Genomic DNA, 24873 nt, shown 5'->3' with positions numbered 1-24873 from the left:
CCGAATTAATCGCTCCCAGAACAAAGACACCATCTTCAATAATCTAATCATCAGAATGGTAAAAGCAGATAAAATGTATATCTCAAATATGATATGATGTTAAGCGGACACCTCTATAAGCTTAAATGAAACAATCATGGAGACGATAATACTAGGTTTAATCTTGATCACAAGTGCCCTACTTTTGAAATTTTTCCCAAATCTATTGGCTGGTTACAGTCAGCTATCTCAGGGAGAAAAAGAAAATGCGTTGAAAAATGGATTACCCACCTTTGCATTTACTGTTTTCAGCGTCATGGGACTGTTAGTAATTGGAGGATATTTTTTATCAATTTGGCAGGATAACCCTCCTTTAAGCTCTAGTATAAATATAGCGGTGATCTTGACTGGAGCAGTTGTCATGATTGTTTTTGGGAAAATTCTAATTAATAGGCGGACAAATTAAATTTGAGGAGAGAAACCGTTTTTTTGAAACCAGACATATTCACTAAAATGTGCCTAAATCTTCCTAATTGACATATAATCTTAAATAAAAAACCCTCGAGGTCTCAAAGACCTCAAGGGTTCCACACTATTTCAGCGCAGCTGTATTTCGCCGAAGGCTTATTTCTCTATTTCAATTTCAGCTCCTACATTTTTGAAATAAACCTGCTTATCTGCATCCAAATCCACCAAGACTGCCGAATCATTTTTGATATAGCCTGATAGAATTTGCTTCGAAAGCTCATTCAACACTAATCGCTGCATGGTCCGCTTGAGTGGTCTAGCCCCAAAATTTGGATCAAACCCAACTTCGCCCAAGTAATCCAAGACCTCTTTCGTCGCATCGATTTCTATGTTTGCTTCAGCTAATCGTTTCTGAATCTCTCTCCATTGAATATCGACAATCTTTCGGATCACCTCTTTTCCCAATGGTTCAAACATAATCGTCTCATCGATTCGGTTTAGGAATTCAGGTTTTACGGATTTTTTCAGCAAATCATAAACCTCCTCCTTGGTCCTCTCTAGAATTTCTTCTCTGTTCCAATCCTCCATTTCAGCAAATCGCTCCTGAATCAGGTGTGACCCGATATTCGTGGTCAAAATGATGATCGTATTCTTAAAGTTTGCAATTCGACCTTTATTGTCCGTCAACCGACCATCGTCAAGTACTTGCAGGAGAATGTTAAATACATCTGGATGGGCTTTTTCAATCTCATCCAAAAGGATGACGGAGTATGGCCTTCTCCGCACTGCCTCTGTAAGCTGCCCACCTTCATCATAACCCACATAGCCAGGAGGCGCTCCAACCAAACGACTGACGGAATGACGTTCCTGATACTCAGACATGTCGATTCGCACCATGGCATTATCATCATTGAAGAGGTATTCAGCTAAGGCTTTCGCAAGCTCAGTCTTACCCACTCCGGTGGTTCCCATGAAGATAAAGCTACCAATCGGCCGCTTTGGGTCCTGCAATCCTGCCCTACTTCTTCTTACCGCATCAGATAGCGCTGTGATTGCTTCTTTTTGGCCAGCAACCCGCTTTCCTAATTCGTCTTCCAAGTGAAGTAATTTCTCCCGCTCGGATTGAATCATTTTGTTCATCGGAATTCCGGTCCATTTAGAGACCACCGCAGCAATATCTTCCTGGTCCACTTCTTCTTTGAGCAATGGAGATCCTGCTTGCATCTGAGCCAACTGAGATTTGAAAGAATCCAATTTCTTTTCAGCCTCTACGATTTTCCCATATCGAATTTCGGCTACCTTCCCAAAATCTCCAGCCCGCTCAGCTTGTTCAGCCTCTAATTTGAGTTTTTCAATCGCTTCTTTTTCACGCTGAATCCCCATAATCACAGCCTTCTCACTCTCCCATTTGGCCTTCACACTATCGCGTTTTTCGGATAGTTCCGCAATTTCTTTGCTTAGGACTATTTCTTTTTCCTTGTTTTTTTCTCTTCGAATAGCTTCGCGCTCAATCTCCAACTGCATGATTCGACGATTCATCTCATCTAATTCCTGAGGTAGCGAATCGATCTCCATTCTCAGCTTGGCTGCCGCTTCATCCATCAAGTCAATTGCCTTATCTGGCAAGAATCGATCTGAAATGTATCGCTGCGAGAGCTCTACTGCAGCAATTACTGCGTCGTCTTTAATTCTTACCCCATGATGGAGTTCATACTTATCTTTAATTCCTCTCAAGATCGAAATCGCATCTGCAGCATCCGGCTCATCCACGATGACGGATTGAAACCTACGCTCTAACGCTTTGTCTTTCTCGATGTATTTCTGGTATTCCTTCAGCGTAGTAGCCCCGATTGCATGCAGTTCACCCCGAGCCAAAGCCGGTTTAAGCAAGTTGGCTGCATCCATGGCACCTTCACCTCCACCTCCTGCACCGATCAAGGTGTGGATCTCATCAATAAATAGAATGATCTCACCTTCTGCATCAGTCACTTCTTTAATCACCGCCTTCAATCGTTCTTCGAATTCCCCCTTATATTTTGCTCCTGCGATGAGCAAACCCATATCAAGGGAAATCAAAGTTTTAGATTTCAGGTTTTCAGGCACATCACCAGAAACAATCCGCTGAGCGAGCCCCTCTACTATGGCAGTTTTTCCCACACCTGGCTCACCCAAAAGAATGGGGTTATTTTTTGTTCTTCGCGCTAAAATTTGAAGCACACGTCGGATCTCTTCATCCCGGCCAATTACCGGGTCGATTTTCCCCTTTTTGGCCATTTCGTTCAGGTTTTTGGAGTATTTCTCCAAAGCTTGATATTTACTTTCTGCGTTTTGGTCAGTCACTTTATTTCCTTTTCTAAGTTCTTTGATTGCCTCTATCAGTGATTTCTCATTCAATCCCTGATTTTTTAACAATTGCGCAGTGGCATCTGACCCAGCTAAAATAGCAAGAATCAAATGCTCGATCGCAACAAATTCATCACCGAAAGTCTTTAAATAATCCTTGGCTTTGGTGAGTACCTGATTAGCATATGAGGAAAGATAAGGTTGCTGACCTCCACTTACCTTAGGAAAAGTAGCAAGTTGCTCATCCAATTTCTGGGAGATAAGTTGGGAGTTAGTCCCAAGTTTTTTGAAAAGAAACCCAGTTACATTTTCGTCCTCAGTAAGTATTCCTTTAAGTAAGTGAGCCGGTTCAATATTTGGTTGCCCAGCTGCGGAAGCCAACTCCAAAGCCTTTTGGATTGCCTCCTGAGATTTGATGGTAAATTGATTAAAGTCCATTATTGTTATTTCTCTGTTTTACGATTTAAGGAAGATTAATCAACCAGTTGAGTTCTGTTTTTCAATCCTATATTTACTTAATATCAAAACTATCTCCAAGCCTGTATTTCGGTCATATTGGCTTATAAATGTCTTTTTTAAACAAAAAATCGGAATATTTGACAGCAAAGATCAACGATTTAGCTCTTGAAATAGACAGATTAATCAAGGCGGATTCTGTTGTTTTTGTGATTTGGAAAGCCGACTGCGATAGGCAGTTATCTATTTTCCAAATACCCAGCTGATGAAATACTGAAAATAGTTTTACCCTGCTTTTTAATGATCTATAATTACGTAATTTAGTTCACATTTTTACATGCAGCAGCTATGAATGAACTTTTGAATGAGGAGCAAGTACTCCAACTTATCTACAAAATCAGAAACCAAAAAGTCATGCTAGATAGTGATCTGGCGGAGATGTATGGGGTCGAAACCAAAGTTTTAAACCAGGCGGTTAAGAGAAATGCCGATCGGTTTCCATCTGACTTTATGTTTCAACTCGATGAGGAGGAATGGGCAAACTTGAGGTCACAAATTGTGACCTCAAGTTGGGGTGGTCGACGAATTGCTCCTTATGCCTTTACCGAGCAAGGTGTAGCTATGCTATCATCGGTATTAAACAGTCCACAGGCAATACAAGTGAATATCTCCATTATTCGTGTTTTTGTGAAAATCCGCGAATGGGCTTTGAATTATTCTGATCTACAAGATAAAATTCAGGCATTGCAGGATTCGGAATCAAATCAAAATCAGCACATCAATCACATTTATCAAATGATAGAGGAACTGTTAAAACCTGCAATTGGAGATCGGGTAGAAATTGGGTTTAAATCAAAAAAGTAAATGAAAACAGCGTTTTCAAGCTCAAAAAAAAGATAGCTTTAAAGTACTCAAATCAACTTGGATCTAGATTAGTGTAAATGTAATTGTCCCATCAGGGAAACTTAATTTAATCACTTTTCAAGCCCTTGTCCTCTTTTTTCACTTCTTTAATCCCCAAGTCAATTTGCAGTTTTGTATTTTCTTTTTGAAGTGAGTCGCCAATTTCCTGAGTTACTTTTGTATTCCAAACATAAATTCGCTGAAGGTTTTTTTGAATAGAAAGCATCTTAATTCCCACATCACTGACTTGAGTCGAATGAAGAAGTATCGCCTCTAAATATTCTAGGCCTTGTACTTGAGCAAGGCCCAGATCCGAAATAGAATTGTCATTCAAGTTCAATCGGGTGAGCATCACAAATTCGCTCAAAGGAGTTAGCCATTCGTCCTTTATGCCAGAATTACTCAAATCAAGCCAAGTAATCTGACTTTTTACAGAAAGTAATGCGTTGATTTTTTCAGCGGTCATACTATCCTGAGCTACTACTTCGAGAAAATTATTTTCCTCAGAGAGTGGCATCACCCTAAATCCCAAGTTTCTTAACTTTTGAAGCTCCTCAGAGCTAACGGGATCAACCTGCACTTTTTCATAAATTGGTTTTCGCTCAGTCACCAACTTGTATTCCGATTGAAGAATCAATTTCAATTCTTCCGGAATACGCTCATCTGTCACTTTCATGTCAAAAGGCATCCCCTCTTGAATCCAAAATTTCAATAACATGGTTTCTGAGTAGGACATTTGCGGTCCTTTTGGGGGCATAAATTTTCGACTGGATGGATCCATGCTAATTCGCTTGAATAACTCACTACTCATTGGAGAGCCTGACTGAAAAACTTCTCCATTCTCTCCCCCTGCTAAAAGCCCCTCATGAGTAGTCAATAAAAACCCTCCCTTTTTAGTCTCTTCATTGTGGCAGCTACCACATTTTTGGATTAAAACTTGATCTAGAATATGACCAAAAAGCAAGACGGAATCAGGCTCAGTCGGAAATTCAAACCGAGACTCTTTTTCAGAGTCATTGCTACTCGCTAATTCTTGCAAAAATTCTGGTGCGTAAGCAAAAAGATAATCCTCGCCATGTGTGAGATTGCCTCCAAGATGCCCCGTAATTGAAACCAACAAAACCAAAACTACTAGAACCCATCCTAAACTGCCTTTTGGGGCGATAATGCTGTGATTTTGATTACTGGTTTGGGTTGTATCATTTGATTTTTTCTTGCCAAAAACCCCTTTGACCCAAAGCCAACTTACGCTCGAAAAAATAGCAACCGAAATCCCCATCCATTGATGCCAAAATAGAGTGTCTTCAGGATAACCTCCTTCATCAGATAAGAACCAGCCCAAAAGCACCGAAGCTATTGCGCCCAGAGCACCAAAGAAAAGAATAAGTGGTAATGGCTTTAACAATGATTCATTTCTTGTGATTCTAGAAATGATATAAAATATAGCTGCAAGCACCAGAAATCCTATGGGTAAATGGACCGCAAGTGAATGGAATCGACCTAAAAATAATGTGGAGTCGGCCTGCAAAAGTAGATTCATAAATTAAAGATTGCGCTACTTAAAGTTAACATTTGTATCTTAATAACCTTGTGTTCAATCTATTCATTTCCTTAAAACTCTCCAGAAAAGTGAAAGCTTCAGGCCCTTTAATATTCTTTATAATTTCTTTCTTTTTTAGCTCCTGCCAAAGCGAAACTCAAACTCAAAGTACTATTGAAGAATATCTATGGGAAGACCAAACTGAAAAGTATTTGCCCAAGACTGCAGAATGGACCAATCGAGTGGAAATTGCTGATATCAGCGTTAAGGCCACATTACTCGATACCCATCAAATTACAATCCATGAGAATCAACCTAGACAGCCACGTCCGTCCATTCCAAAGTCAATCGCTCGGTATACTCCTGCGAAGAGAGAAGTCTATCGGCTTATTTACCTGACAGTCTGACTATCACACTTAAAAAAAATTCAGTTTTGAATTATACTTCAACAAGAATCAAAAAAAAGAACCCCATGCTTAGAGAAGCAAAGGGTTCTATCTGAATTTAAAAGGCTCAATTACTGCTGTGCAGTTGCATAATCCTCCACTGCTTTCCAAACGCGGAACACATTTTTGTAGCAAATCTTTTCGATGTCTTCTTTGGAATAGCCTCTCTTGAGAAGCTCTGCGATCAAGTTAGGATACATCGACACATCTTTTAACCCCGTCGGTAAGGAATCTCCTACCCCATCAAAATCTGAACCTAAGCCCACATAATCAACTCCAACCAAATTTTTCACATGATCAATGTGATCTGCTACACGCTGGACGGTGGGGAAAGGATTATTAGCCGCAGCATAAGCCTCAGCATAAGCCACAAAAGCCGAATCGGTTCTACTTAGGCTATTTTCAGCCATATAATTCACCAAGTGCTCTCTTACTTTACCTGAACCGGCAGCATAAGCTGAGTCAATAAAAGTGCCTCCGAAGTTGATCATCATCACGCCGCCATTTTTCGCCATCCCTTGAATCAACTCGTCGCTCATATTTCGCTCAAAACCCGGAGTAAACTTACGGACTGAGGAATGGGAAGCGATTATTGGTGCTTTGGTGATTGCTAAGGCATCTCTAAATGTGTTGTCAGATACGTGAGACAAATCCACCATAATTCCAACTCGATTCATTTCTTTGACTACTTGCTCTCCATATTCGCTTAGACCTCCATGGGTTCCTGTGGTATCATAACTGGCATCACCTATCAGATTATCTTTCCCGTGGGTCAGTGTGATGTATCGGATTCCTCGTGTCTTGAAATATTCCACATTTGCCAAATCATCCTCTAGTCCTGATCCGTTTTCCATTCCCATGGGAAGTGAGACAAGACCTTTTGCAAAGTTTGCCTCGATGTCCGCAGGGCTATAAGCCATGGCAAATTTATCTGGATAGGTACTGGCAATCCGCTCCGTCATCAATATCAGGGAATCGGCTAAGGCTTTGGATGCGCCAGGAGTACCCTGATTTCCAGCCGGAATATAAATAGACATAAAAGGGGCATCTAATCCACCTTCTTTTGTTCGAGGGTAATCAAAGTTTCCCCCGTCCGTCCGGACAGAAACATCCAATATTTCTCGCTGAAGCGTAAACCCTCCGACTTTCATACGATACGGAAGATCTACGTGACCATCTACCATAATAGTAGTACGGGCGATTTCTGTTGCCGCTTCCAGTCTCTCCGCATCAGTCATCGTGGTGTAATCGATTGGCTCAGGTTCTGGAGCCTGACAGGCAAATCCTAATGCTGCAATTAAAACTAAAGGCAAATATTTTTTCATAGCTAGTGGTTTTTGAAGAATTTAAGATAGAAGCTTTTCCGCTGGAAGTCGAAAAAAATCCATAAAAGGTTTAAGACATCCTTTTAACTAGGCTTAAATAATTCCCCTATCCCCAAGGATTCAATCATAATTTGTAAATTCAAGTTGAAAACCACGCACCTTATGAGACATTTTTACGTAATCCTCACCTTCCTAATCCTATTAGGATCGTGTACTTCTCCATCCAATAATATCCAAGTCTCGATAGCTCCATCGCTGAGTGAGGAACTATCCGATGGACGATTGTTACTCATTTTTTCAAAAGATGAGAGCACCGAACCAAGATTTGGGGTGTCAGACAATGTGTCTACTGCTCAAGTATTTGGGATGGATTTTGAAAACTACACCCCAGGTGAAAAATTGAGCTTTGAACCCAAAAGCTTTGGCTACCCGATCGAATCATTGGATAGCCTTCCCGATGGAGATTACTGGGTACAAGCATACATCATCAAATATGAAACCTTCAATCGCTCGGATGGACATTCAGTGAAATTGGCAATGGATCAAGGTGAGGGAAGACAATGGGCTCGAACTCCTGGAAATATCTTCAGCACTCCAATTAAAATCAACCTGAAAAAAGGCGGTAAAATTGAATTTTCAATCGATCAAATTATTCCTCCAATCGAAGAAAAAGCCGACACCAAATACATCAAGCATATCAAAATCAAGTCGGAACTTCTTTCCAAATTTTGGGGAAGAGACATGTACATAGGAGCACACGTGCTGCTACCAGAAGGATTCGAAGAGAATAAAAATGACCATTATCCACTCATGGTTTTTCATGGCCACTTTCCTAATGATTTTGGTGGGTTCAGAACTATCCCTCCAGATCCTGAACTTGGGGAAGATGATTACAGCGCTAGGTTCGGGATCTATGGCTATGCCAAAATGGAGCAGCAGGAAGCTTATGATTTCTACCAAAAGTGGATTTCTCCAGATTTCAAGCGATTTATCGCGATCGAGATTCAGCATGCTAATCCATTCTACGACGATAGCTATGCGGTAAACTCAGAAAATATCGGCCCCTATGGAGATGCGATTACGTATGAGTTGATTCCTCATATTGAGAAAGAGTTTAGAGGAATTGGCGAGGGCTGGGCTCGTTTTCTATATGGAGGATCCACAGGGGGCTGGGAAGCATTGGCAGTGCAGGTGAAATATCCTGACGAATACAATGGCTGCTTTGCTGCTTGTCCCGATCCGATAGACTTTCGGGCCTTTACCTCAGTGGATATTTACAGTGACGAGAATGCCTACTCCCAGGAAGGCGAATTCCGAAAAACACTTCGTCCTGGCCACCGAAATTATTTAGGACATATCGACGCTATGCTTAAGGATATGAATCACCGAGAGCTTGCAATTGGAGGCACTAAAACTCGATCAGGTGAGCAATTTGACATTTGGCAAGCAGTCTATTCTCCCGTTGGAGACGATGGGTATCCTAAACCAATTTGGGACAAATACTCTGGGGAAATTGATCCGGAAGTCGCCGCATATTGGAAAGAAAATTATGACCTTCGCTACATCATGGAGCGCGATTGGGCCACTTTGGGACCAAAACTGGAAGGAAAGGTCAATATCTATTGCGGGGACATGGATAATTACTATCTGAACAATGCAGTATATTTGACTGAGGAATTCTTAGAGCAAACTCAAAACCCTTATTACAATGGAGAAGTTGCCTATGGGGATAGAGCCGAGCATTGCTGGAATGGAGACCCTACACTACCTAACTACATCACTAGACTGCGGTACAACACGATGTATTTAGATAAAATCGAAGATCGATTAAAAGAAACAGCCCCAAATAATTTCAACCAACAGAATTGGACTTTAACAAAAAATTAACATGATAAAAACTACTTTAAAATTTAGCCTTTTGGCATTATCAGCTGGAATACTAGCTGCATGTGGACCTCAGAAAACTGAAGAAGTGACTGATGATTTGGCCATTGTGGAAGATGTAAAAACTCCAACATTGACCTTACTTTGGGAGACGCCCGAGACTTTGATTACCAATGAGTCGGTGTTATTCGATGCTGCAACAGGTACAATCTATGTTGCCAATATTGATGGAGATCCTGTCGGAAAAGATGGCAAAGGCTCTATTTCTATTATTGGAAAAGATGGAAGCATTGTAAACCAAAACTGGATCACAGGCCTTAACGCTCCAAAAGGAATGGGCATAGCAAATGGAATGCTTTACGTAACCGACATTGACGAACTTGTCGAGATCGATATCGCAACTGCGAAAATCAACAAGAAGTATAAAGTTGACGGCGCTCAATTCCTCAATGACACTGATACCTACGATGGCAAGGTGTATTTCACGGACATGAATACTGGGAAAGTTCACCTATTGGATGGTGGAGTAGTTTCTACTATTTCTGAAGGAAATGAATCCATCAATGGGATTGCTGTATCAAGTGACGGAACTATTTATGGTCTTGATGCATCAGGCATGAAGCAATGGAATGCAGATGGCACGACTACGATCTTGAATAGTACAGTGACTGGAGGAGACGGTTTGGTCATCTTGGGAGACGGAAACTTCATTGCCTCCAGATGGCAAGGAGAGATTTGGTTTGCGACAGCAGAAGGCGAAACATTAATGCTCGACACCAAGGCTGCCGAATCAAACACTGCAGATATTGGATATAATGCGGCTGACCAAGTGATCTACGTACCGACTTTCTTCAAAAATAAAGTTGCTGCTTACAAACTTGATTATTGATTTATTCACAAATACATTTTCTAGCCTCCAACTTAGTTGGAGGCTTTTTTTATGCAAATCTGGAATATATAATCAGGGATAAGCCAACTAAAAATGAAACGAACATCAGGAAAACAAGCGTGTTTGTCCCTTTGGGTGCAGATTTAAATTCCTTCCAGACAAATACTCCCCAAGCTGCAGCAACCATGGTAGCCCCTTGACCCAATCCATAAGAAATTGCAAAGCCAGCCTTTTCACCGGAAATCACGCTAAAAACCATTCCCAAACACCAAATAGATCCGCCCAAAATCCCTATGAGATGTAGTTTCAGCGTTCCGATTTTGAAATAATCTGAATAACTCACCGCTCTTCCCTGAAATGGCTTGTACATAAAAAAGCTATTCCAAAGGAAATTAGAAACAAAAATGCCTAACGAGAAAATAAAAACAGCCGCATAAGGTGTCATCAGCCCCACTTCAGGGTTGGCAAAATCCTCAGAAATAGAGGAGGCTACAAATCGGTAGAAAAAGCCCATTAATACCCCTCCAGCTATTGAAAGAATAATTCCTTTAGAAGGAGTTTGAGCTTTTCCCGTAGCCAACTTGCGATAGGCAAGTGCGTCCAAAAGTATAGCTAAGACGACAAAAGCCACCCCGATAAGTAAGATTAATGGATCACCAACAGGTACCGCCAGGTAGTTTACCAATACACCCAATACCAATGCAATCCCAATCCCTACTGGAAAAGCAACTGCCATTCCAGCAATATCAATAGCAGCGACAATTAGAAGATTGGCCAAGTTAAAAATGATCCCTCCCAAAAAGGCTGATCCAATCGAACCAGAATCTGCCTGAACCAAATCATCAAGAAATGCTCTTCCTTCCGCTCCTGTACTCCCAAGTGTCAACCCAAAAACGAGTGATAAAAAAATAATTCCCAGCGAGTAATCCCAATAAAAAAGTGGGAATGGCCAGGATTTAGAAGCCAATTTCTGTGTATTGGCCCATGAGCCCCAGCAGATCATTGTGATCAAACAGAGCACAACTGCAAATGAATAAGTAGCTGGAATAAACATGGTTTGATTTTTAAAAGCCTAGTCTAATTGATTTCGAAATGGTTGCGAATCTTGCGCGCCCATACTTGTCACAGAGATCGCGGCTGCCCGATTGGCAAATCTGATTGCATCTTTTATGTCTTTTCCTTCGGAAAGGGCCACGACCAATGCTCCATTGAAGGTGTCGCCAGCAGCCGTGGTGTCCATGACTTTTACTTTTTCTGCCGGAATAAGACCGCTTTCATGATCTGTGAGAAAAAAAGCACCTTTTGCTCCCAAGGTGATAATTACATTTTTGACACCTTTTTCTTTTAGAAATTTAGCTGCAGAAAAAGCAGAATTCTCATCCTCAACTTGAATACCTGTTAGCATTTCCGCTTCCGTTTCATTTGGAGTAATTAAATATAATCGCTTAAAAAGTAGATCCGAAAGTTCTTGAGCCGGCGCTGGATTTAAGACCATAGCTACCTCCAACTCTTCAGCCATTTCCCCCAGTTTTTCAACCGCTTTCATAGGGATTTCCAATTGAGTAAGTACAAATTTCGACTCTTGAATAATAGATTTCGCATCAATTATATCCTGTGGAGAAATGAAGTTGTTCGCACCAGAGGCAACAGAAATACAGTTTTCACCAAATGAATCGACTAATATTAAAGCCACCCCAGAATGTGAGTTGGGCTCGATTAGAATTGAATCGGTATTAATCCCAACTTTCTCAAATCCCTTGATGGCATTTTTTCCAAGTTCATCCGCACCAAGTTTTGCTAAAAAAGTGACTGCGCCACCTAGTTTTGCAGCTGCTACAGCTTGATTAGCACCTTTGCCTCCTGCAAATGAAAAAAACTCTCCTCCCAAAACAGTCTCTCCAGGCTTTGGAATCTTTTGAGATTTCACGACCATATCGGTATTACTACTTCCCACCACCAGAATTTTACTCATGATTAATTTCAAAATTTGAGATGTAGATTTGAGATGTAGAATAAACTTCTAAATGTATTATTTTCCAAATAATAATCTACAATCATTAAATTTGACAGGTCTTTATTGTTAATAAATCACATTTAATACGGTAAATTTTTGGTTTAATTACTTTCTCTGTTTAGCTCAAGCACAATTTTCTAATTTAAACAAGAATGAATTTATCTGGTTATCAGACCGTTTAAAGGATAGAAGAAGTGAAATGAAAATTTTGAAAAATAGAACCAGAATTTTGTTACTATCTTTAAAACAATCCAAAGAGAACGATTTTGGTCGAAATTTCTCAAAAAGATTATAAAACTATTGATTATGGCAAAGCCGATAAATTACGAATTAGAAAAAAATATAGAAGTAATCTCTCAACTAGACGGACTAGTAGGAGAGGCTGTGGACAACATCTTAGTTGATCCTGACAAATGCTGGCAACCGTCAGATTTCCTGCCAGATTTTGGAGACCCAGATATTCACGACCAAATAAAACTATTGCAAAAAAGATCAGAAGGTATTCCTGATACAATATTGACTTCGTTGGTCGGCAATATGATTACTGAAGAAGCATTGCCAAGTTACCAGACTTATTTCAATCTTTTGGAAGGAATAAATCCAGAAAGATCACTTTTATCACCATCAGGCTGGGTTCGTTGGTCCAAATCTTGGACTGCTGAGGAGAACCGACACGGTGACCTTCTTAACAAATACCTGTATATGACGGGAAGAGTGGACATGAAAGCTGTGGAGCAAACAATACACAGATTATTAGCAAATGGATTTGACCCTAATACTGGGGGAGATCCTTATCAGGCAATCGTTTATACTTCCTTTCAAGAAAGAGCCACAAAAATCTCCCATGTAAATACGGGGAAACTCGCAGACATTGCCGGTGATACCGTACTTGGAAGAATCTGCAAACAAATCGCAGGAGATGAAGCAAGACATGAAAAGGCCTATAAGAGCTTTATGTCAGCAATATTTGACATCGATCCTAGTGGCGCAATGGTTGCTTTTGAAAAATTAATGAGAAAGCAGATTGTGATGCCAGCAGTAATGATGGGAGAAGGAGGAACTAACCCTTCACTATTCACCCAATTCTCAGCGGTCACTCAGAAAGTTGGGATTTATACAGGCTGGGATTACGCCAGAATCATCGAACACCTAGTCAGCCTTTGGAAAATTGAAGGGATCACTGGGCTAAATGATGTTGCGGCAAAAGCGCAAGATTATTTGGCTAATCTCTCTGACCGATACATGCGCTTAGCTGACAGAATGAAAGCTCCCGATGAAGTTAAGTTAGCTTGGTTGAAATAACGGATCTCAACATATAAAAAGTCCTTTCCTTAATCAGAAAGGACTTTTTGTTTTAAAACCGTTTTGGAGGTAATTTGAATACACATATTATATAAAAATGAAAACAAGACTACTATTTCTTTCTGCCTTATTTTTTTTCACCCTTAACAGTGTAACTGCGCAATCAGCATTACGAGTTAATCCGGAGAGATTGAATGGCTCAATTAAAAAACTTTCCACTTTTGGGAAAAATGCAGCAGGTGGAAGCGATCGAGTGGCTTTCTCATCTCATGAATTAGCTGCAAGAGAATATTTAATGGATTTGATGAATAAAGCAGGGCTGGAAGTTTCCACGGATTTTGCAGGAAACATCATCGGCAAAAGGGCGGGAACCAATCCTTCTTTGAAGCCGATTGCATTCGGATCACATATTGATGAAGTACCAAATGGCGGAGATTATGATGGCCCAGTGGGATCTATGAGTGCCATTGAAGTGATGCAGACCCTCTCAGAAAATAATATTTCAACAGCTCATCCACTTGAAGCCATCATCTTCACCAATGAAGAGGGAGGAGTTGTAGGAAGTAGAGCTATTGTAGGAGAATTAAATGAAAAATCGCTCCAAATAGTCACTAATGCAGGGATCACGCAGTACGAGGGGATCAAAAAACTGGGCGGAAATCCAGACCGGGTACAGGAAGTAGCTAGAAAAAAGGGGGATTTAGCGGCTTTCTTGGAACTCCATATTGAACAAGGTGGTAATCTGGATAGAGAAAAAATCCAGATTGGAGTAGTGGAAGGAATCGTAGCGATCGAATGGTGGCAGTTTACATTCAAAGGAATGGCCAATCATGCCGGTACTACTCCCATGAACATGCGAAAAGACGCTTTACTACCAGCAGCTGAATTTGTGTTAGCTGTAAATAAAATTGTACGATCTCACGAGGGTGCTCAAGTGGGCACTGTGGGAATAATCGAAGCATTCCCCGGAGCTGGAAATGTTATCCCAGGAGTGGTTACTTTGAATTTGGAAATACGAGATCTTTCATCAGAAAAAATCTGGATGATCTACCGAGAAATTGAGGCCAAAGGAAAATCCCTGGCTACAGAGGCTGGAATAGAAGTAAGCATCGTCCATCAAGAAGTAGCTAGCATGCCCGCTATGGCGGATGAGGGAATTCGAAAAGCAATTGCAGATCAAGCAAAAGTGCTCGGCTTTTCTACCCTAAGCCTTCCAAGCGGGGCAGGTCACGATGCTCAAGAAATGGCTAGAATAGTTCCTATGGGAATGATTTTCATCCCTAGCAAAAATGGAATATCACATGCTCCAAGCGAATATTCTTCTCCGGAAGACATTACAAATGGCGCCAATGTATTACTCCAAACCATACTAAATTTGGATAAAACTTTAAAATAATGGTCATATTTTCACATTCATCCACGTGGCTAAATAATCTGATTTTTTAAAGTCCAAATATTTACCTTCGCACAAATTTATAAGAATCATGGACCAAGTACAGGCAGGGAATATTACACTATCGTATCTTAAAATTTCTGATTACAAAGAACTCAAAGCTGCGATGATCGATAGCTATCGGTCCATGGCTGAGGCTTATTGGAGGGAAAATCAAATTGAAATTTTATTAGATAAATTCCCTGAAGGTCAAGTCGTAATTCGGGTTAATGACCAGTTAGCCGGCTGTGCACTCTCCATAGTAGTGAATGAAGATCTACTTGAAGGCGAGCATACTTATAAAGACATTACCTCAGATTTTACATTCGAAAATCACACCTACGAGGGAGATTTACTCTATGGGATTGACGTATTTATTAAACCGGAATTCCGAGGACTTCGACTTGGAAGAAGACTTTATGATTATCGCAAAGAGTTATGTGAGAAGTTAAATCTGAAGGGAATTGTATTCGGTGGTAGGATTCCAAATTACCACAAACATGCAGATAAAATGACTCCAAAAGAGTACTTGGAGAAAGTGAAATTGAAGGAGATATATGATCCGGTTTTAAACTTTCAACTAGCCAATGATTTCCACCCGGCGCGTATTATGCGGAATTACCTAGAAGGAGATGCTTCATCAGGAGAATTTGCTGTTTTGCTTGAATGGAACAATATTTTTTATGAAAAGCCGAATAAAAAAGCGACTTCCAAAAAGACAATTGTACGACTTGGTCTGATCCAATGGCAAATGCGCCTTTATGAAAATCTGGATGAGCTGATGCAGCAAGCAGAATATTTTGTGGATGCAGTATCAGCATACCGATCTGATTTTGCGCTTTTCCCAGAGCTTTTCAATGCACCTTTGATGGCTGAGTTTAACCATCTCAGTGAAGCGCAGGCAATTCGCGGATTGGCGAAATATACAGATGAAATTGTACAGCGATTTGCAAAGCTTTCAGTATCCTACAACATTAATATCATCACTGGATCAATGCCAAAGATCAAGGATGATAAACTTTACAACGTGGGATACCTCTGTAAGCGAGATGGTTCCATTGAGTTTTATGAAAAATTACACATTACTCCACTAGAATCGCGGGTTTGGGGAATGCAAGGAGGAACACAACTAAAAGCCTTCGATACGGATTGCGGAAAAATCGGGATATTGATTTGTTACGATGTAGAATTCCCTGAAATAAGTCGATTACTTGCAAATCAAGGTGTGGATATACTTTTTGTGCCTTTTCTAACCGACACTCAAAATGGCTATTCTCGTGTGCGGCATTGCGCTATGGCTCGTGCTATCGAGAATGAATGCTATGTAGCAATGGCAGGAAGTGTGGGTAATCTTCCGAAGGTGCATAATATGGACATGCAATATGCCCAATCTATGGTAATCACTCCATGTGATTTTCCTTTTCCAAGTAATGGAATCAAAGCTGAGGCTACACCAAATACAGAGATGACGCTGATTGCCGATGTCGATGTATCACTTCTTAGAGAATTGAATGAGTTTGGAAGCGTAAGAAATCTTAAAGATCGCCGAACTGATCTATTTGAGCTTCGCCAAATTAATCCAGTATAAAATTGATTTTTGAATGAACCATTGCTGGCTTAATCGACTTTCATGTATAGACATTTAATTTCCATCTCATGAGAACTATCAAACAAATTCATAAATCGGAGTATCGCCCTATAGCAGATTTGGTCACCTATAGTCCAATGCCTACTCGGACTCTGAACCAGATTGATCCGTTTATCTTTCTCAATCATCATGGATTTCAAGTCTATCCTCCACAAAACCAAGGCTTACCCTTCGGCCCCCATCCGCATAGAGGAATGGAGACAGTAACTTTTATTGTAGCCGGAGATATCGTCCACAAAGATTCAGGAGGTCATGAGTCTGTTATAACTGCCGGAGGGGTTCAATACATGACTGCAGGAAGAGGTTTGATCCACGCAGAAGTCAGCAGTTCGGAGTTCAAGAAAAATGGTGGAGATCTTGAAATTCTTCAACTTTGGTTGAATCTCCCTGCTTCCAAGAAAATGACAGAGCCAAGATATTTAGGACTTCAGGAGGATGAAATCAATCATTTTGACTTAAATGGAGGCAATCTTAAGGTTCAACAACTTTTTGGAGAATGGGATAAAGTCAATGGCTCATTTGAACCAAGCTTTCCTATTACAATGAGCACTATTTACTTCAAACCTGGAGGAAAAATCTCCAAGTCCATTCCAGCAGATGAAAATATATTTTGCTACGTGGTGAGAGGGGCTATAAATATCAATGGCACTGAAGTCAATCTCCGACATCTGGTAGAATTTAAAAATGATGGAACAGAAATCACCTTTGAAGCTTTAGAAGATTCAATTCTGATTTTTGGACATGCGTTGCCATTCAATGAACCTATGGTAGCTCAGGGGCCATTTGTAATGAATACTGAGCAGCAAATCAGAGAAGCTTATCAGGATTATCAGTCTGGGAAATTCGGGACTTGGAATCAGTAGACTAGATTCGGTTATCTGATTTGATCTTTGAAGCTTGGTCCAAACCACTTTGGAGCTTATTCAGTGCATCTAATGCCGCTTCAGACTTTTCATTGTCCACTGTTAATTCGAGACCACAGGACGGACATTGAATCGCTTGACCCGAAAGCAGGTTATCTATACTGACTATGATTCGGTGACTGCACACAGGGCAACTTAGGCCTGGTGTTTTTGCAATAGAAATCTCAGGAGTAGGCTCTGGTATAATTTCAACTGTTTCATTTTCGGTTATACCAAAAAGATTATTGAACCAACGTCTTAGAGAATCTAGAATACTTGCCATTATTTTTCCTTATTAGCAGAGTCCAGAATATTCAATAGTTGCACCATTCCCACTGCCAATTCAGATTGAGCTAATCTAATCTTAACATTCATATTCGAAGTAGCTGAAGTCACTGGCAAATTGGAAGATGGATTGGGCTTCTTTGCAAAGATTGCTTTTAGCTGGAGCCCTCTATGGGAAGACAAATTTCCGAGCTTTGAGTTTTCCTTTGGTGCCGGGGAAGATTCGGGCTGAGTCATCGCCAGATCAAATTCAATCTCAGCTTCTGCAACTTGAATGGATGGAATAGGAATAATAGTCAAAAGCGGAACAGAGAGTTTTGCTATCTCTGTATTTCCATCTGCTTTGATCCGCTCATAGCTGAAGGTGACATTTCTGATCGTCCCGTAGTCACCATCTATGTTGTCTGATACGCCCGTGAATCCAACCTCTTTGATAAAGTTGGCCGTAGCTCTGGCCGCAATACCTTCTGCCTGAACGATAGCTGCCATCGGCGCTCCCAAAAGTTCGGAAATATATCTTGGAGTTATCATGAGTGATTGGTTAAAGTATAGATGGTTTAGAATTGTCGTCCATCATAGTGAAATCTTGTGAGTTCAGCGTAAACTTGATGGTCATCACATTCTCTGGTTTTACTTTACTGAGTTTTTCTGAATCAACTGCAACTCTCAAAGATGTTGACTTTGTTTCTTCAGCGATTTTCCCAATTCCGGCTTCAAGTTGAATCATCCTTTTCTTTAAAACCTCGTTGGCAATTTCCCGAAGTGATTCATCTTCTTCCACTTCAGCGCGATCAGATGTGTTTGGAGAATTCGGCTTCGGTTTTGGAGTAGGCCTTCCAATGACCCAAGGCTGTTTGACAGTAGGATTCTTGATTGAGATCGCTTTGTTAGTCACTAAAGTTTCAAAAAATGCCTTGGGCTGAGAACTTCCTACTTTCTTTGATTCCACTTCAATAGGCAATTGAAAGTTTCCTATTTTGATACTTGCAAGATCACTCTTAGTGACTGAATCCTTCTTGAAATCAGATACCGAGGCTTTATTTGAAGCTATGGAAGAAGAAAGTTGTTTTGCGTCAGTAAGTGCCTCTTGATTTGTTCGATAGTCCTTTGTTACCTTAAAATCCACCTCATCATTGTCTGAAATCCCTAGCAATTCAAAGCTCCCTTTAGCAGTGGGCACTACTGCGAATCCTGCAGATTTCATCACTGTAGGGATTATTTGAGGAAAGTCCCCCTCAAGTGATTTTTTCGCATTTTGAATATTTTTGGAAACATCATTTCCAGGATTGGTAAGACTTTCCAATTGAGTGGAAATTAATTTACTCACATTCCCTTCCCAATTTTCATCCGGATAATTTCCTCCCAAACTTTTATAAAGGTCATTTTTGGATGCCACTTTGGTGATTTCAGAACGGATTTCTCTTGCAGTTTCTGCTGAAAAATTCTTGACATAATTTTCCAATCTTTCTTTGGATTGACTACTCTGAAACGGTTTTTCTTCTACCCCTTCAATTGCGTACTTCAGTTCAACCTCAAGATTTTGAATTCCAATTTTTGGAACCGGAAAAAACTGAAGTACATCATCAGAAGAATACGTCAAAGCCAGATTCCTAGAAGCTTCATCTGCTTTGGCTTTAGCTTCATTAATGTCGCTGAGTAAAGACGCAATGATTTGATTCAACTGGCTCATGGCTTGTTGATTAAATAAAAATGAAAAGAAAAATTATGGCGTTGAAGGAGTTGGCTTTTCCAAAATAGCCTGCTCCATAATATCTAATACCCTAGCTAATCCAGCAGGCATTTCATCCTGAACGGCACGTACTTGGACGTCCATAGTGTATTGCGTAGAAGTATTCACTTTATTACTGGAACTGCTACTCCAGTTATTTTTAGTAGATACTTTCGCGTTCAAATTAAATTTCACTGGAGAAAAGAAGCCGCCTGCTTTAAAATTCATCGTCGTATCAGTCGCCACACTACCGCTACTTGCACTTGCTGATTTATATTCTTGCTGCTCAGTTATGTTTGCAGTAAAGCGAATAGTCATCTCGTCTATTCTGATGTAGGGGATTGGTACAATGGTCAAAATAGGAACTGTCAGCGAAACTTCTTCTTCACCTGCTTCATTTCCAACACCACTTCCTGCAGCGGTCTTCCGCTTGTACTTAAAGGTAACATTCCGTACGTCACCAATATTTTCATCCTGATTGCCATCCTGATCTTCAGGAGCAGATTTGAATCCAACCTCTTTAATGAAATTAACTGTGGATTTGGCCGCTAAGGCTTGTGCATGGATTGCTGCAATCATTGGGCCTCCGATAATTCTCCCAAAAGGAAGAGACCTTAAAGTTCGATTTACGTAGCTCATAATAAGAATTAGTTAATGATTGAAAAGTTTATTTAAAAATCTTTGTTTACTCACAAACAATTGAATTTAAACACTTTACTCGAATAAACCTGAAAAAATTCAAAAAATTCACGAAATCATCCACTAATTATTAAGTAATTGACTATCAACTATCTATAATATCTTGAGAAATTAATCGATAAATTTCAGCGATTTGCTCATTGTAGTTTAAATATTGATGATGCTCCTCTAATGTCTCGTAATCCTCTCGAATAGCAGGTCCAGTCTGGGCATTCTTTGCTCCTATTTGAAGACTTTTTGAGATTGTTTCAATGATCAAAGGCTTTAGCATTTCGAAGTCAAGTCCTTGTCTTCGCATGATTTCCTCAGCGATCCGGATCATATGATTTGAGAAATTACTTGCAAATACGGCTGCAACATGTAGACCTTTTCGATCCTTGGAACGGACCATGAACACTTGGTGAGTCAAGCTTTTTGCAAGTTTCTTGAGTTTTTGAAGAATCTCCTCATCATCAGACTCAACTAAAATTGGAAGCTCCTCCCACTCCACTTTCTTTCCTATTGTGAAACTTTGAAGTGGATAAAAAACTCCAGTATAAGTTGCAGAGCTAAAATTCAAAACATCTAGGTTGACTGTGCCAGAAGTATGAATAAGAATTGCCCCATCAGGCAAAATAATTTCATCCGAAACTTCAGAAATTGCTGAGTCTCGGATAGTCAAAATAAATAGCTCTGCCTTACTTTCCGAAAAGTCCAAATCATCTTTTGGAATAGCTTCATAGACACGCTCGATGACCTTTTCTGCAGACTTCAAACTGCGCGCATAAACTTCCGTGATAGTATGGCCTGCGTCTTCCAAAGCTGGAGCAAGATGCCAGGCTACATTCCCAGCTCCGATAATGGCGATATTGAACTTCATTTTGAAATAAACTCATTTTTGATCAAAAAGAAAAAGCCATTCAGTAGGGACCTGAATGGCTTTTAAAAATCAGTTTGCAAAAATTAGATATGAAGCGCTCTATTATCAGTAGCTGCTAAGCAAGCTTCTTTGAATGCTTCTGTATAAGTAGGATGTGCATGAGAAATCCTGGAGATATCCTCCGCAGATGCTCTATACTCCATTGCCACCACAGCCTCCGCAATCATATCAGCAGTCCGCGGACCAATCATATGAACACCCAAGATTTCATCAGTCGTAGCATCAGCTAATACCTTCACTAATCCATCAGTATCCATAGATGCACGAGCACGCCCCGAAGCCATGAATGGGAACTTACCAGTTTTATATTTGATTCCTTTTTCCTTCAATTGCTCCTCGGTAAACCCTACAGCGGCAACTTCCGGCCAGGTATAAACTACTCCTGGAATGAGATTATAATTGATATGCGGCTTTTGACCAGCGATGGTTTCTGCCACGAATGTACCTTCCTCTTCTGCTTTATGCGCAAGCATTGCTCCCTTTACTACATCCCCGATGGCATAAATATTTGGTGCTGTAGTCTGTAAGTGGTCATTTACTTCAACTTGCCCACGGTCTGTGATTTTCACACCCGCAGCCTCAGCATTTAAGCCATCTGTGTATGGCCTTCTACCAATAGAGACTAATACATAATCACCTTTTATCTCTACTTTTTCCCCTTTTGAGTCTTCTGCTGTAACGGTTACTTCTTTTCCTTTACTAGAAACAGCAGTAACTTTATGCTTCAAGTAGAAATCAAATCCAATTTTCTTTAAGGATTTCTGAAGCTCTTTGCCCATGGTACGATCCATAGAAGGAATCAAGGAATCCATAAACTCCACCACGGAAACTTTAGCTCCCATTCGTCCATAAACCGACCCTAACTCCATCCCAATCACTCCACCACCAATTACTATCAGGTGTTTTGGGATTTCTTTCATCTTCAAAGCCTCAGTCGAGGTGATAATTCGATCTTTATCAATCTTGATAAATGGAAGATTAGCCGGCTTGGATCCTGTAGCAATGATGATATTCTTTCCCTGAATTTCTTCAGCAGATCCATCATCCTTGGTTACTTTGACTGTTGTATTATTTACAAAAGAGCCCATGCCCTGATGTACATCTATCTTATTTTTTTTCATCAAATAAGAAATGCCATCTACATTTTGCTTTACCACATCTTCCTTCCGAGCGATCATTTGCTTTAAGTCAACCTTCAAGTTGCTTAGATTAATGCCATGCGTTTTGAAGGTATGAGCAGCATTGTGATAATGCTCCGAGGAATCTAATAATGCTTTTGAGGGAATACAGCCCACATTCAGACATGTGCCTCCAAGTGTTGGATATTTCTCAATGATTGCGGTTTTCATGCCCAATTGCGCACAGCGAATAGCTGCTACATATCCACCTGGACCAGAACCGATAACTATGACGTCGTACATTTTTTTGAGATTTTAGATCTAAGACACAAGACACAAGGCTTGGTCTAACTAGTTAAAAACAGGGCTGAAGTCCATCAGCCCCTCGTAAATCGTATATCAGAAATCGTAACTCCTTAAACTCCAAACAACAATCGTGTCGGATCTTCAAGCAATTGCTTCACACGGACCAAGAAGCTAACTGACTCTCGCCCGTCTATAATTCGGTGATCATAAGACAATGCGATATACATCATTGGAAGTATTTTTACTTCTCCGTTGACAGCCATCGGACGCTCTACAATATTGTGCATTCCTAAGATTGCTGATTGAGGAGCATTGATAATCGGAGTAGACATCATAGAGCCGAAAACTCCACCATTGGTAATGGTAAAAGTACCACCGGTCATTTCCTCGATTGATAACTTATTATCTCTTGCTTTACCAGCTAATCTAACAATCTCTTTTTCGATTTGATCAAATGACATGGCCTCCGCATTTCTTACAACTGGTACAACCAATCCTTTTGGTGCAGATACGGCAATGGAGATATCGCAATAGTCATTGAATACCATTTCATTCCCGTCGATTTTCGCATTCACAGCAGGCCACTCCTGAAGGGCAACACAAACTGCTTTCGTGAAGAACGACATAAATCCAAGACCTACACCGTGCTTCTCTTTGAATTGATCTTTGAATTTGGAACGCATGTCCATGATCGGCTTCATATTGACCTCATTGAAGGTGGTCAACATCGCTGTTTCATTTTTTACAGCCACCAATCTTCTCGATACAGTTTTTCTCAAAGAGGACATTTTTTCTCTTCGCTCATTTCGAGAGCCAGACACCGGAACCGGAGCAGCAGCAGTTTTTGGAGCTGCAGCGGGTGCAGGAGCAGATTTCTTAGCTGCCTCAGCATCCTCTTTGGTGATTCTTCCATCTTTACCTGAACCAGAAACATCAGCTGGTGAAATACCTTTTTCAGAAAGAATTTTAGCGGCAGCAGGAGAGGCATGTCCGGTGGCATAAGACTCTTTGCCAGCAGGAACAGTTGAACTAGCAGCAGGAGCAGCATTAGAGCTTTCTGCTGGAGCTGGCTCCCCTTCCATTACTTCAATCTTACAGATTAATCCGCCAATTTCGAGTGTATCACCCTCCTTGGCTACTTGTCTTAATATTCCCGACGCTTCCGCAGGTAATTCAAATGTAGCTTTATCAGAATCTACCTCTGCTATGATCTCATCCAATTTCACAAAATCCCCATCCTTTTTGATCCAATTTGCAAGAGTGACCTCTGTGATTGATTCACCAACAGTCGGCACGACCATATCTTTGACTTCTCCGGTAGCCGAAGTTTTCGCCTTGGAATCAGCCTTTGGTGCGGGGCTGCTTGATTCTGTTTTTGAAACAACAGCATCTTCATCGATCACACAGATAACAGCGCCAATTTCAAGTGTATCTCCTTCTTGGGCTTTTATATGAAGTACCCCAGCTGCCTCCGCAGGCAATTCAAAAGTAGCTTTATCGGATTCAAGCTCGCATAGAACTTCGTCCATTTGAACTTGGTCACCATCTTTTTTAAACCATTGGCCTACGGTCACTTCTGTGATTGATTCGCCTACAGCCGGAACTTTAATTTCTTTGCTCATGAGTTTTTAATTTTTCTCCAGACAAAAGAGAGGAACAAAATGATAGGATTATTTTGGTATTCTGAAAAGGAAATCAATTCAGTTTTAGCGCTTTAGAAATGATATTTTTCTGCTCCTCAACATGGACTTTATTGTATCCTGTTGCAGGAGAAGCACTGGATTTTCTCGAAATCAACTCCATAGGAATTTCCTTGTAAAGCAATCTCAAAATATAATTCCAGTAGCCCATATTTTCAGGCTCTTCCTGAACCCATACTACCTCAGCTTTAGAATATCCTGAAAGAATATCTTGAATTTGTTTTTTAGGCAAAGGATGCAACTGCTCAATTCTTACGATTGCAACATCTTTTACTTTTTCTTTTTCTCGAGCTTCCTCCAGGTCGTAATAGATTTTACCACTGCAGAGAATCACTCTTTTCACATCTTTGGCGACTACTGTAGTATCTGGAAGAACTTCTCTGAATGAACCCGAAGTAAATTCGGAAAGAGGAGAAACAACCTTTGGATGTCGTAGCAGAGACTTTGGAGACATGACCACACATGGTTTTCTAAACTCCCATGTAAGTTGTCTTCGAAGCAAATGGAAGAAGTTAGAGGGTTCAGTCACGTTGGCGACTACCATATTGTATTCTGCAGAAAGCTGAAGAAAACGCTCTGGTCTTGC

The 24873-nt window shown here is 40.5% G+C and carries 21 protein-coding genes and 2 pseudogenes; 10 read left to right on the top strand and 13 right to left on the bottom strand.

The features are described 5' to 3' along the window. Together P8O16_RS02215 and P8O16_RS02210 are read left to right on the top strand one after the other, a co-directional pair. A pseudogene (locus P8O16_RS02215) lies at nt 1–97 on the top strand (IS1595 family transposase); the annotation flags it as partial. Between the two features lie 39 nt (nt 98–136). Continuing rightward, nucleotides 137–445 (top strand): DUF3784 domain-containing protein, encoded by a 309-nt coding sequence (locus tag P8O16_RS02210; protein ID WP_300310411.1) that lies wholly within the window; start codon nt 137–139, stop codon nt 443–445. A 158-nt stretch (nt 446–603) separates the two neighbouring features. Here the strand turns inward: P8O16_RS02210 and clpB are convergent, their stop codons facing one another. Next, nucleotides 604–3228, bottom strand: a complete 2625-nt coding sequence (gene clpB / locus P8O16_RS02205; protein ID WP_300310409.1) for an ATP-dependent chaperone ClpB — start codon at nt 3226–3228, stop codon at nt 604–606. Nucleotides 3229–3594: 366 nt separating this feature from the next. Here clpB and P8O16_RS02200 point away from each other — a divergent pair, with 366 nt between their 5' ends. Further along, nucleotides 3595–4110, top strand: coding sequence for an ORF6N domain-containing protein (locus P8O16_RS02200; RefSeq protein WP_300310407.1), 516 nt, complete (start codon nt 3595–3597; stop codon nt 4108–4110). Between the two features lie 106 nt (nt 4111–4216). Here P8O16_RS02200 and P8O16_RS02195 read toward each other — a convergent pair whose 3' ends face one another. Continuing rightward, nucleotides 4217–5689, bottom strand: coding sequence for a c-type cytochrome domain-containing protein (locus tag P8O16_RS02195; RefSeq protein WP_300310405.1), 1473 nt, complete (start codon nt 5687–5689; stop codon nt 4217–4219). A gap of 89 nt (nt 5690–5778) precedes the next feature. On the opposite strand from P8O16_RS02195, the gene P8O16_RS02190 reads away from it, so the two are divergent. Beyond that, nucleotides 5779–6096: a hypothetical protein gene (locus P8O16_RS02190; RefSeq protein ID WP_300310403.1), complete on the top strand. Its 318-nt coding sequence runs from the start codon at nt 5779–5781 to the stop codon at nt 6094–6096. A 110-nt stretch (nt 6097–6206) separates the two neighbouring features. Here the strand turns inward: P8O16_RS02190 and P8O16_RS02185 are convergent, their stop codons facing one another. After that, nucleotides 6207–7460, bottom strand: coding sequence for a dipeptidase (locus tag P8O16_RS02185; RefSeq protein ID WP_300310401.1), 1254 nt, complete (start codon nt 7458–7460; stop codon nt 6207–6209). 162 nt (nt 7461–7622) lie between these two features. On the opposite strand from P8O16_RS02185, the gene P8O16_RS02180 reads away from it, so the two are divergent. Both P8O16_RS02180 and P8O16_RS02175 read left to right on the top strand, forming a co-directional pair. After that, nucleotides 7623–9347 (top strand): alpha/beta hydrolase-fold protein, encoded by a 1725-nt coding sequence (locus P8O16_RS02180; protein ID WP_300310399.1) that lies wholly within the window; start codon nt 7623–7625, stop codon nt 9345–9347. 1 nt (nt 9348) lies between these two features. Then, nucleotides 9349–10233, top strand: coding sequence for an ATP-binding protein (locus P8O16_RS02175; RefSeq protein ID WP_300310397.1), 885 nt, complete (start codon nt 9349–9351; stop codon nt 10231–10233). 49 nt (nt 10234–10282) lie between these two features. On the opposite strand, the gene P8O16_RS02170 is transcribed toward P8O16_RS02175, so the two are convergent. Beyond that, nucleotides 10283–11287, bottom strand: a complete 1005-nt coding sequence (locus P8O16_RS02170; RefSeq protein ID WP_300310395.1) for a multidrug DMT transporter permease — start codon at nt 11285–11287, stop codon at nt 10283–10285. A gap of 18 nt (nt 11288–11305) precedes the next feature. Next, nucleotides 11306–12205, bottom strand: coding sequence for a ribokinase (gene rbsK / locus P8O16_RS02165; protein ID WP_300310393.1), 900 nt, complete (start codon nt 12203–12205; stop codon nt 11306–11308). A gap of 342 nt (nt 12206–12547) precedes the next feature. Here rbsK and P8O16_RS02160 point away from each other — a divergent pair, with 342 nt between their 5' ends. The 4 genes from P8O16_RS02160 (at nt 12548) to P8O16_RS02145 (ending at nt 17492) form a co-directional block, all read left to right on the top strand. Continuing rightward, nucleotides 12548–13549, top strand: a complete 1002-nt coding sequence (locus P8O16_RS02160; protein WP_300310392.1) for an acyl-ACP desaturase — start codon at nt 12548–12550, stop codon at nt 13547–13549. Between the two features lie 97 nt (nt 13550–13646). Then, nucleotides 13647–14945, top strand: a complete 1299-nt coding sequence (locus P8O16_RS02155; RefSeq protein WP_300310391.1) for a Zn-dependent hydrolase — start codon at nt 13647–13649, stop codon at nt 14943–14945. 88 nt (nt 14946–15033) lie between these two features. Beyond that, nucleotides 15034–16569 carry a carbon-nitrogen hydrolase family protein gene (locus P8O16_RS02150; protein ID WP_300310389.1) on the top strand — a complete coding sequence of 512 codons (1536 nt, stop codon included), beginning with the start codon at nt 15034–15036 and terminating at the stop codon, nt 16567–16569. A 68-nt stretch (nt 16570–16637) separates the two neighbouring features. Beyond that, nucleotides 16638–17492, top strand: coding sequence for a pirin family protein (locus tag P8O16_RS02145; protein ID WP_300310387.1), 855 nt, complete (start codon nt 16638–16640; stop codon nt 17490–17492). A gap of 1 nt (nt 17493) precedes the next feature. Here P8O16_RS02145 and P8O16_RS02140 read toward each other — a convergent pair whose 3' ends face one another. From P8O16_RS02140 to P8O16_RS02105, 8 genes and pseudogenes are all read right to left on the bottom strand, one after another. Further along, nucleotides 17494–17814: a hypothetical protein gene (locus P8O16_RS02140; protein ID WP_300310386.1), complete on the bottom strand. Its 321-nt coding sequence runs from the start codon at nt 17812–17814 to the stop codon at nt 17494–17496. Then, on the bottom strand, nt 17814–18347 hold the full coding sequence (locus P8O16_RS02135) for a DUF2589 domain-containing protein (protein WP_300310384.1): 534 nt from the start codon (nt 18345–18347) through the stop codon (nt 17814–17816). Before P8O16_RS02135 ends, P8O16_RS02140 begins: the two co-directional genes overlap by 1 nt. Nucleotides 18348–18357: 10 nt before the next feature. Further along, nucleotides 18358–19506, bottom strand: coding sequence for a hypothetical protein (locus P8O16_RS02130; protein ID WP_300310382.1), 1149 nt, complete (start codon nt 19504–19506; stop codon nt 18358–18360). A 33-nt stretch (nt 19507–19539) separates the two neighbouring features. Further along, nucleotides 19540–20184 (bottom strand): DUF2589 domain-containing protein, encoded by a 645-nt coding sequence (locus P8O16_RS02125; RefSeq protein ID WP_300310381.1) that lies wholly within the window; start codon nt 20182–20184, stop codon nt 19540–19542. 145 nt (nt 20185–20329) lie between these two features. After that, nucleotides 20330–21103, bottom strand: coding sequence for a Rossmann-like and DUF2520 domain-containing protein (locus P8O16_RS02120; RefSeq protein ID WP_300310379.1), 774 nt, complete (start codon nt 21101–21103; stop codon nt 20330–20332). A gap of 83 nt (nt 21104–21186) precedes the next feature. Continuing rightward, nucleotides 21187–22584, bottom strand: coding sequence for a dihydrolipoyl dehydrogenase (gene lpdA, locus P8O16_RS02115; protein ID WP_300310377.1), 1398 nt, complete (start codon nt 22582–22584; stop codon nt 21187–21189). A 113-nt stretch (nt 22585–22697) separates the two neighbouring features. After that, nucleotides 22698–24209, bottom strand: coding sequence for a 2-oxoglutarate dehydrogenase complex dihydrolipoyllysine-residue succinyltransferase (gene odhB / locus P8O16_RS02110; RefSeq protein WP_300310375.1), 1512 nt, complete (start codon nt 24207–24209; stop codon nt 22698–22700). Nucleotides 24210–24282: 73 nt separating this feature from the next. Further along, a pseudogene (locus P8O16_RS02105) lies at nt 24283–24873 on the bottom strand (2-oxoglutarate dehydrogenase E1 component); the annotation flags it as partial.

The sequence above is a fragment of the Algoriphagus sp. genome (assembly GCF_029254265.1).
GTDB lineage: Bacteria > Bacteroidota > Bacteroidia > Cytophagales > Cyclobacteriaceae > Algoriphagus.
The sequence above is the reverse complement of the archived record's forward strand: the minus strand, read 5'-3'. Positions and strand labels throughout refer to the sequence as shown.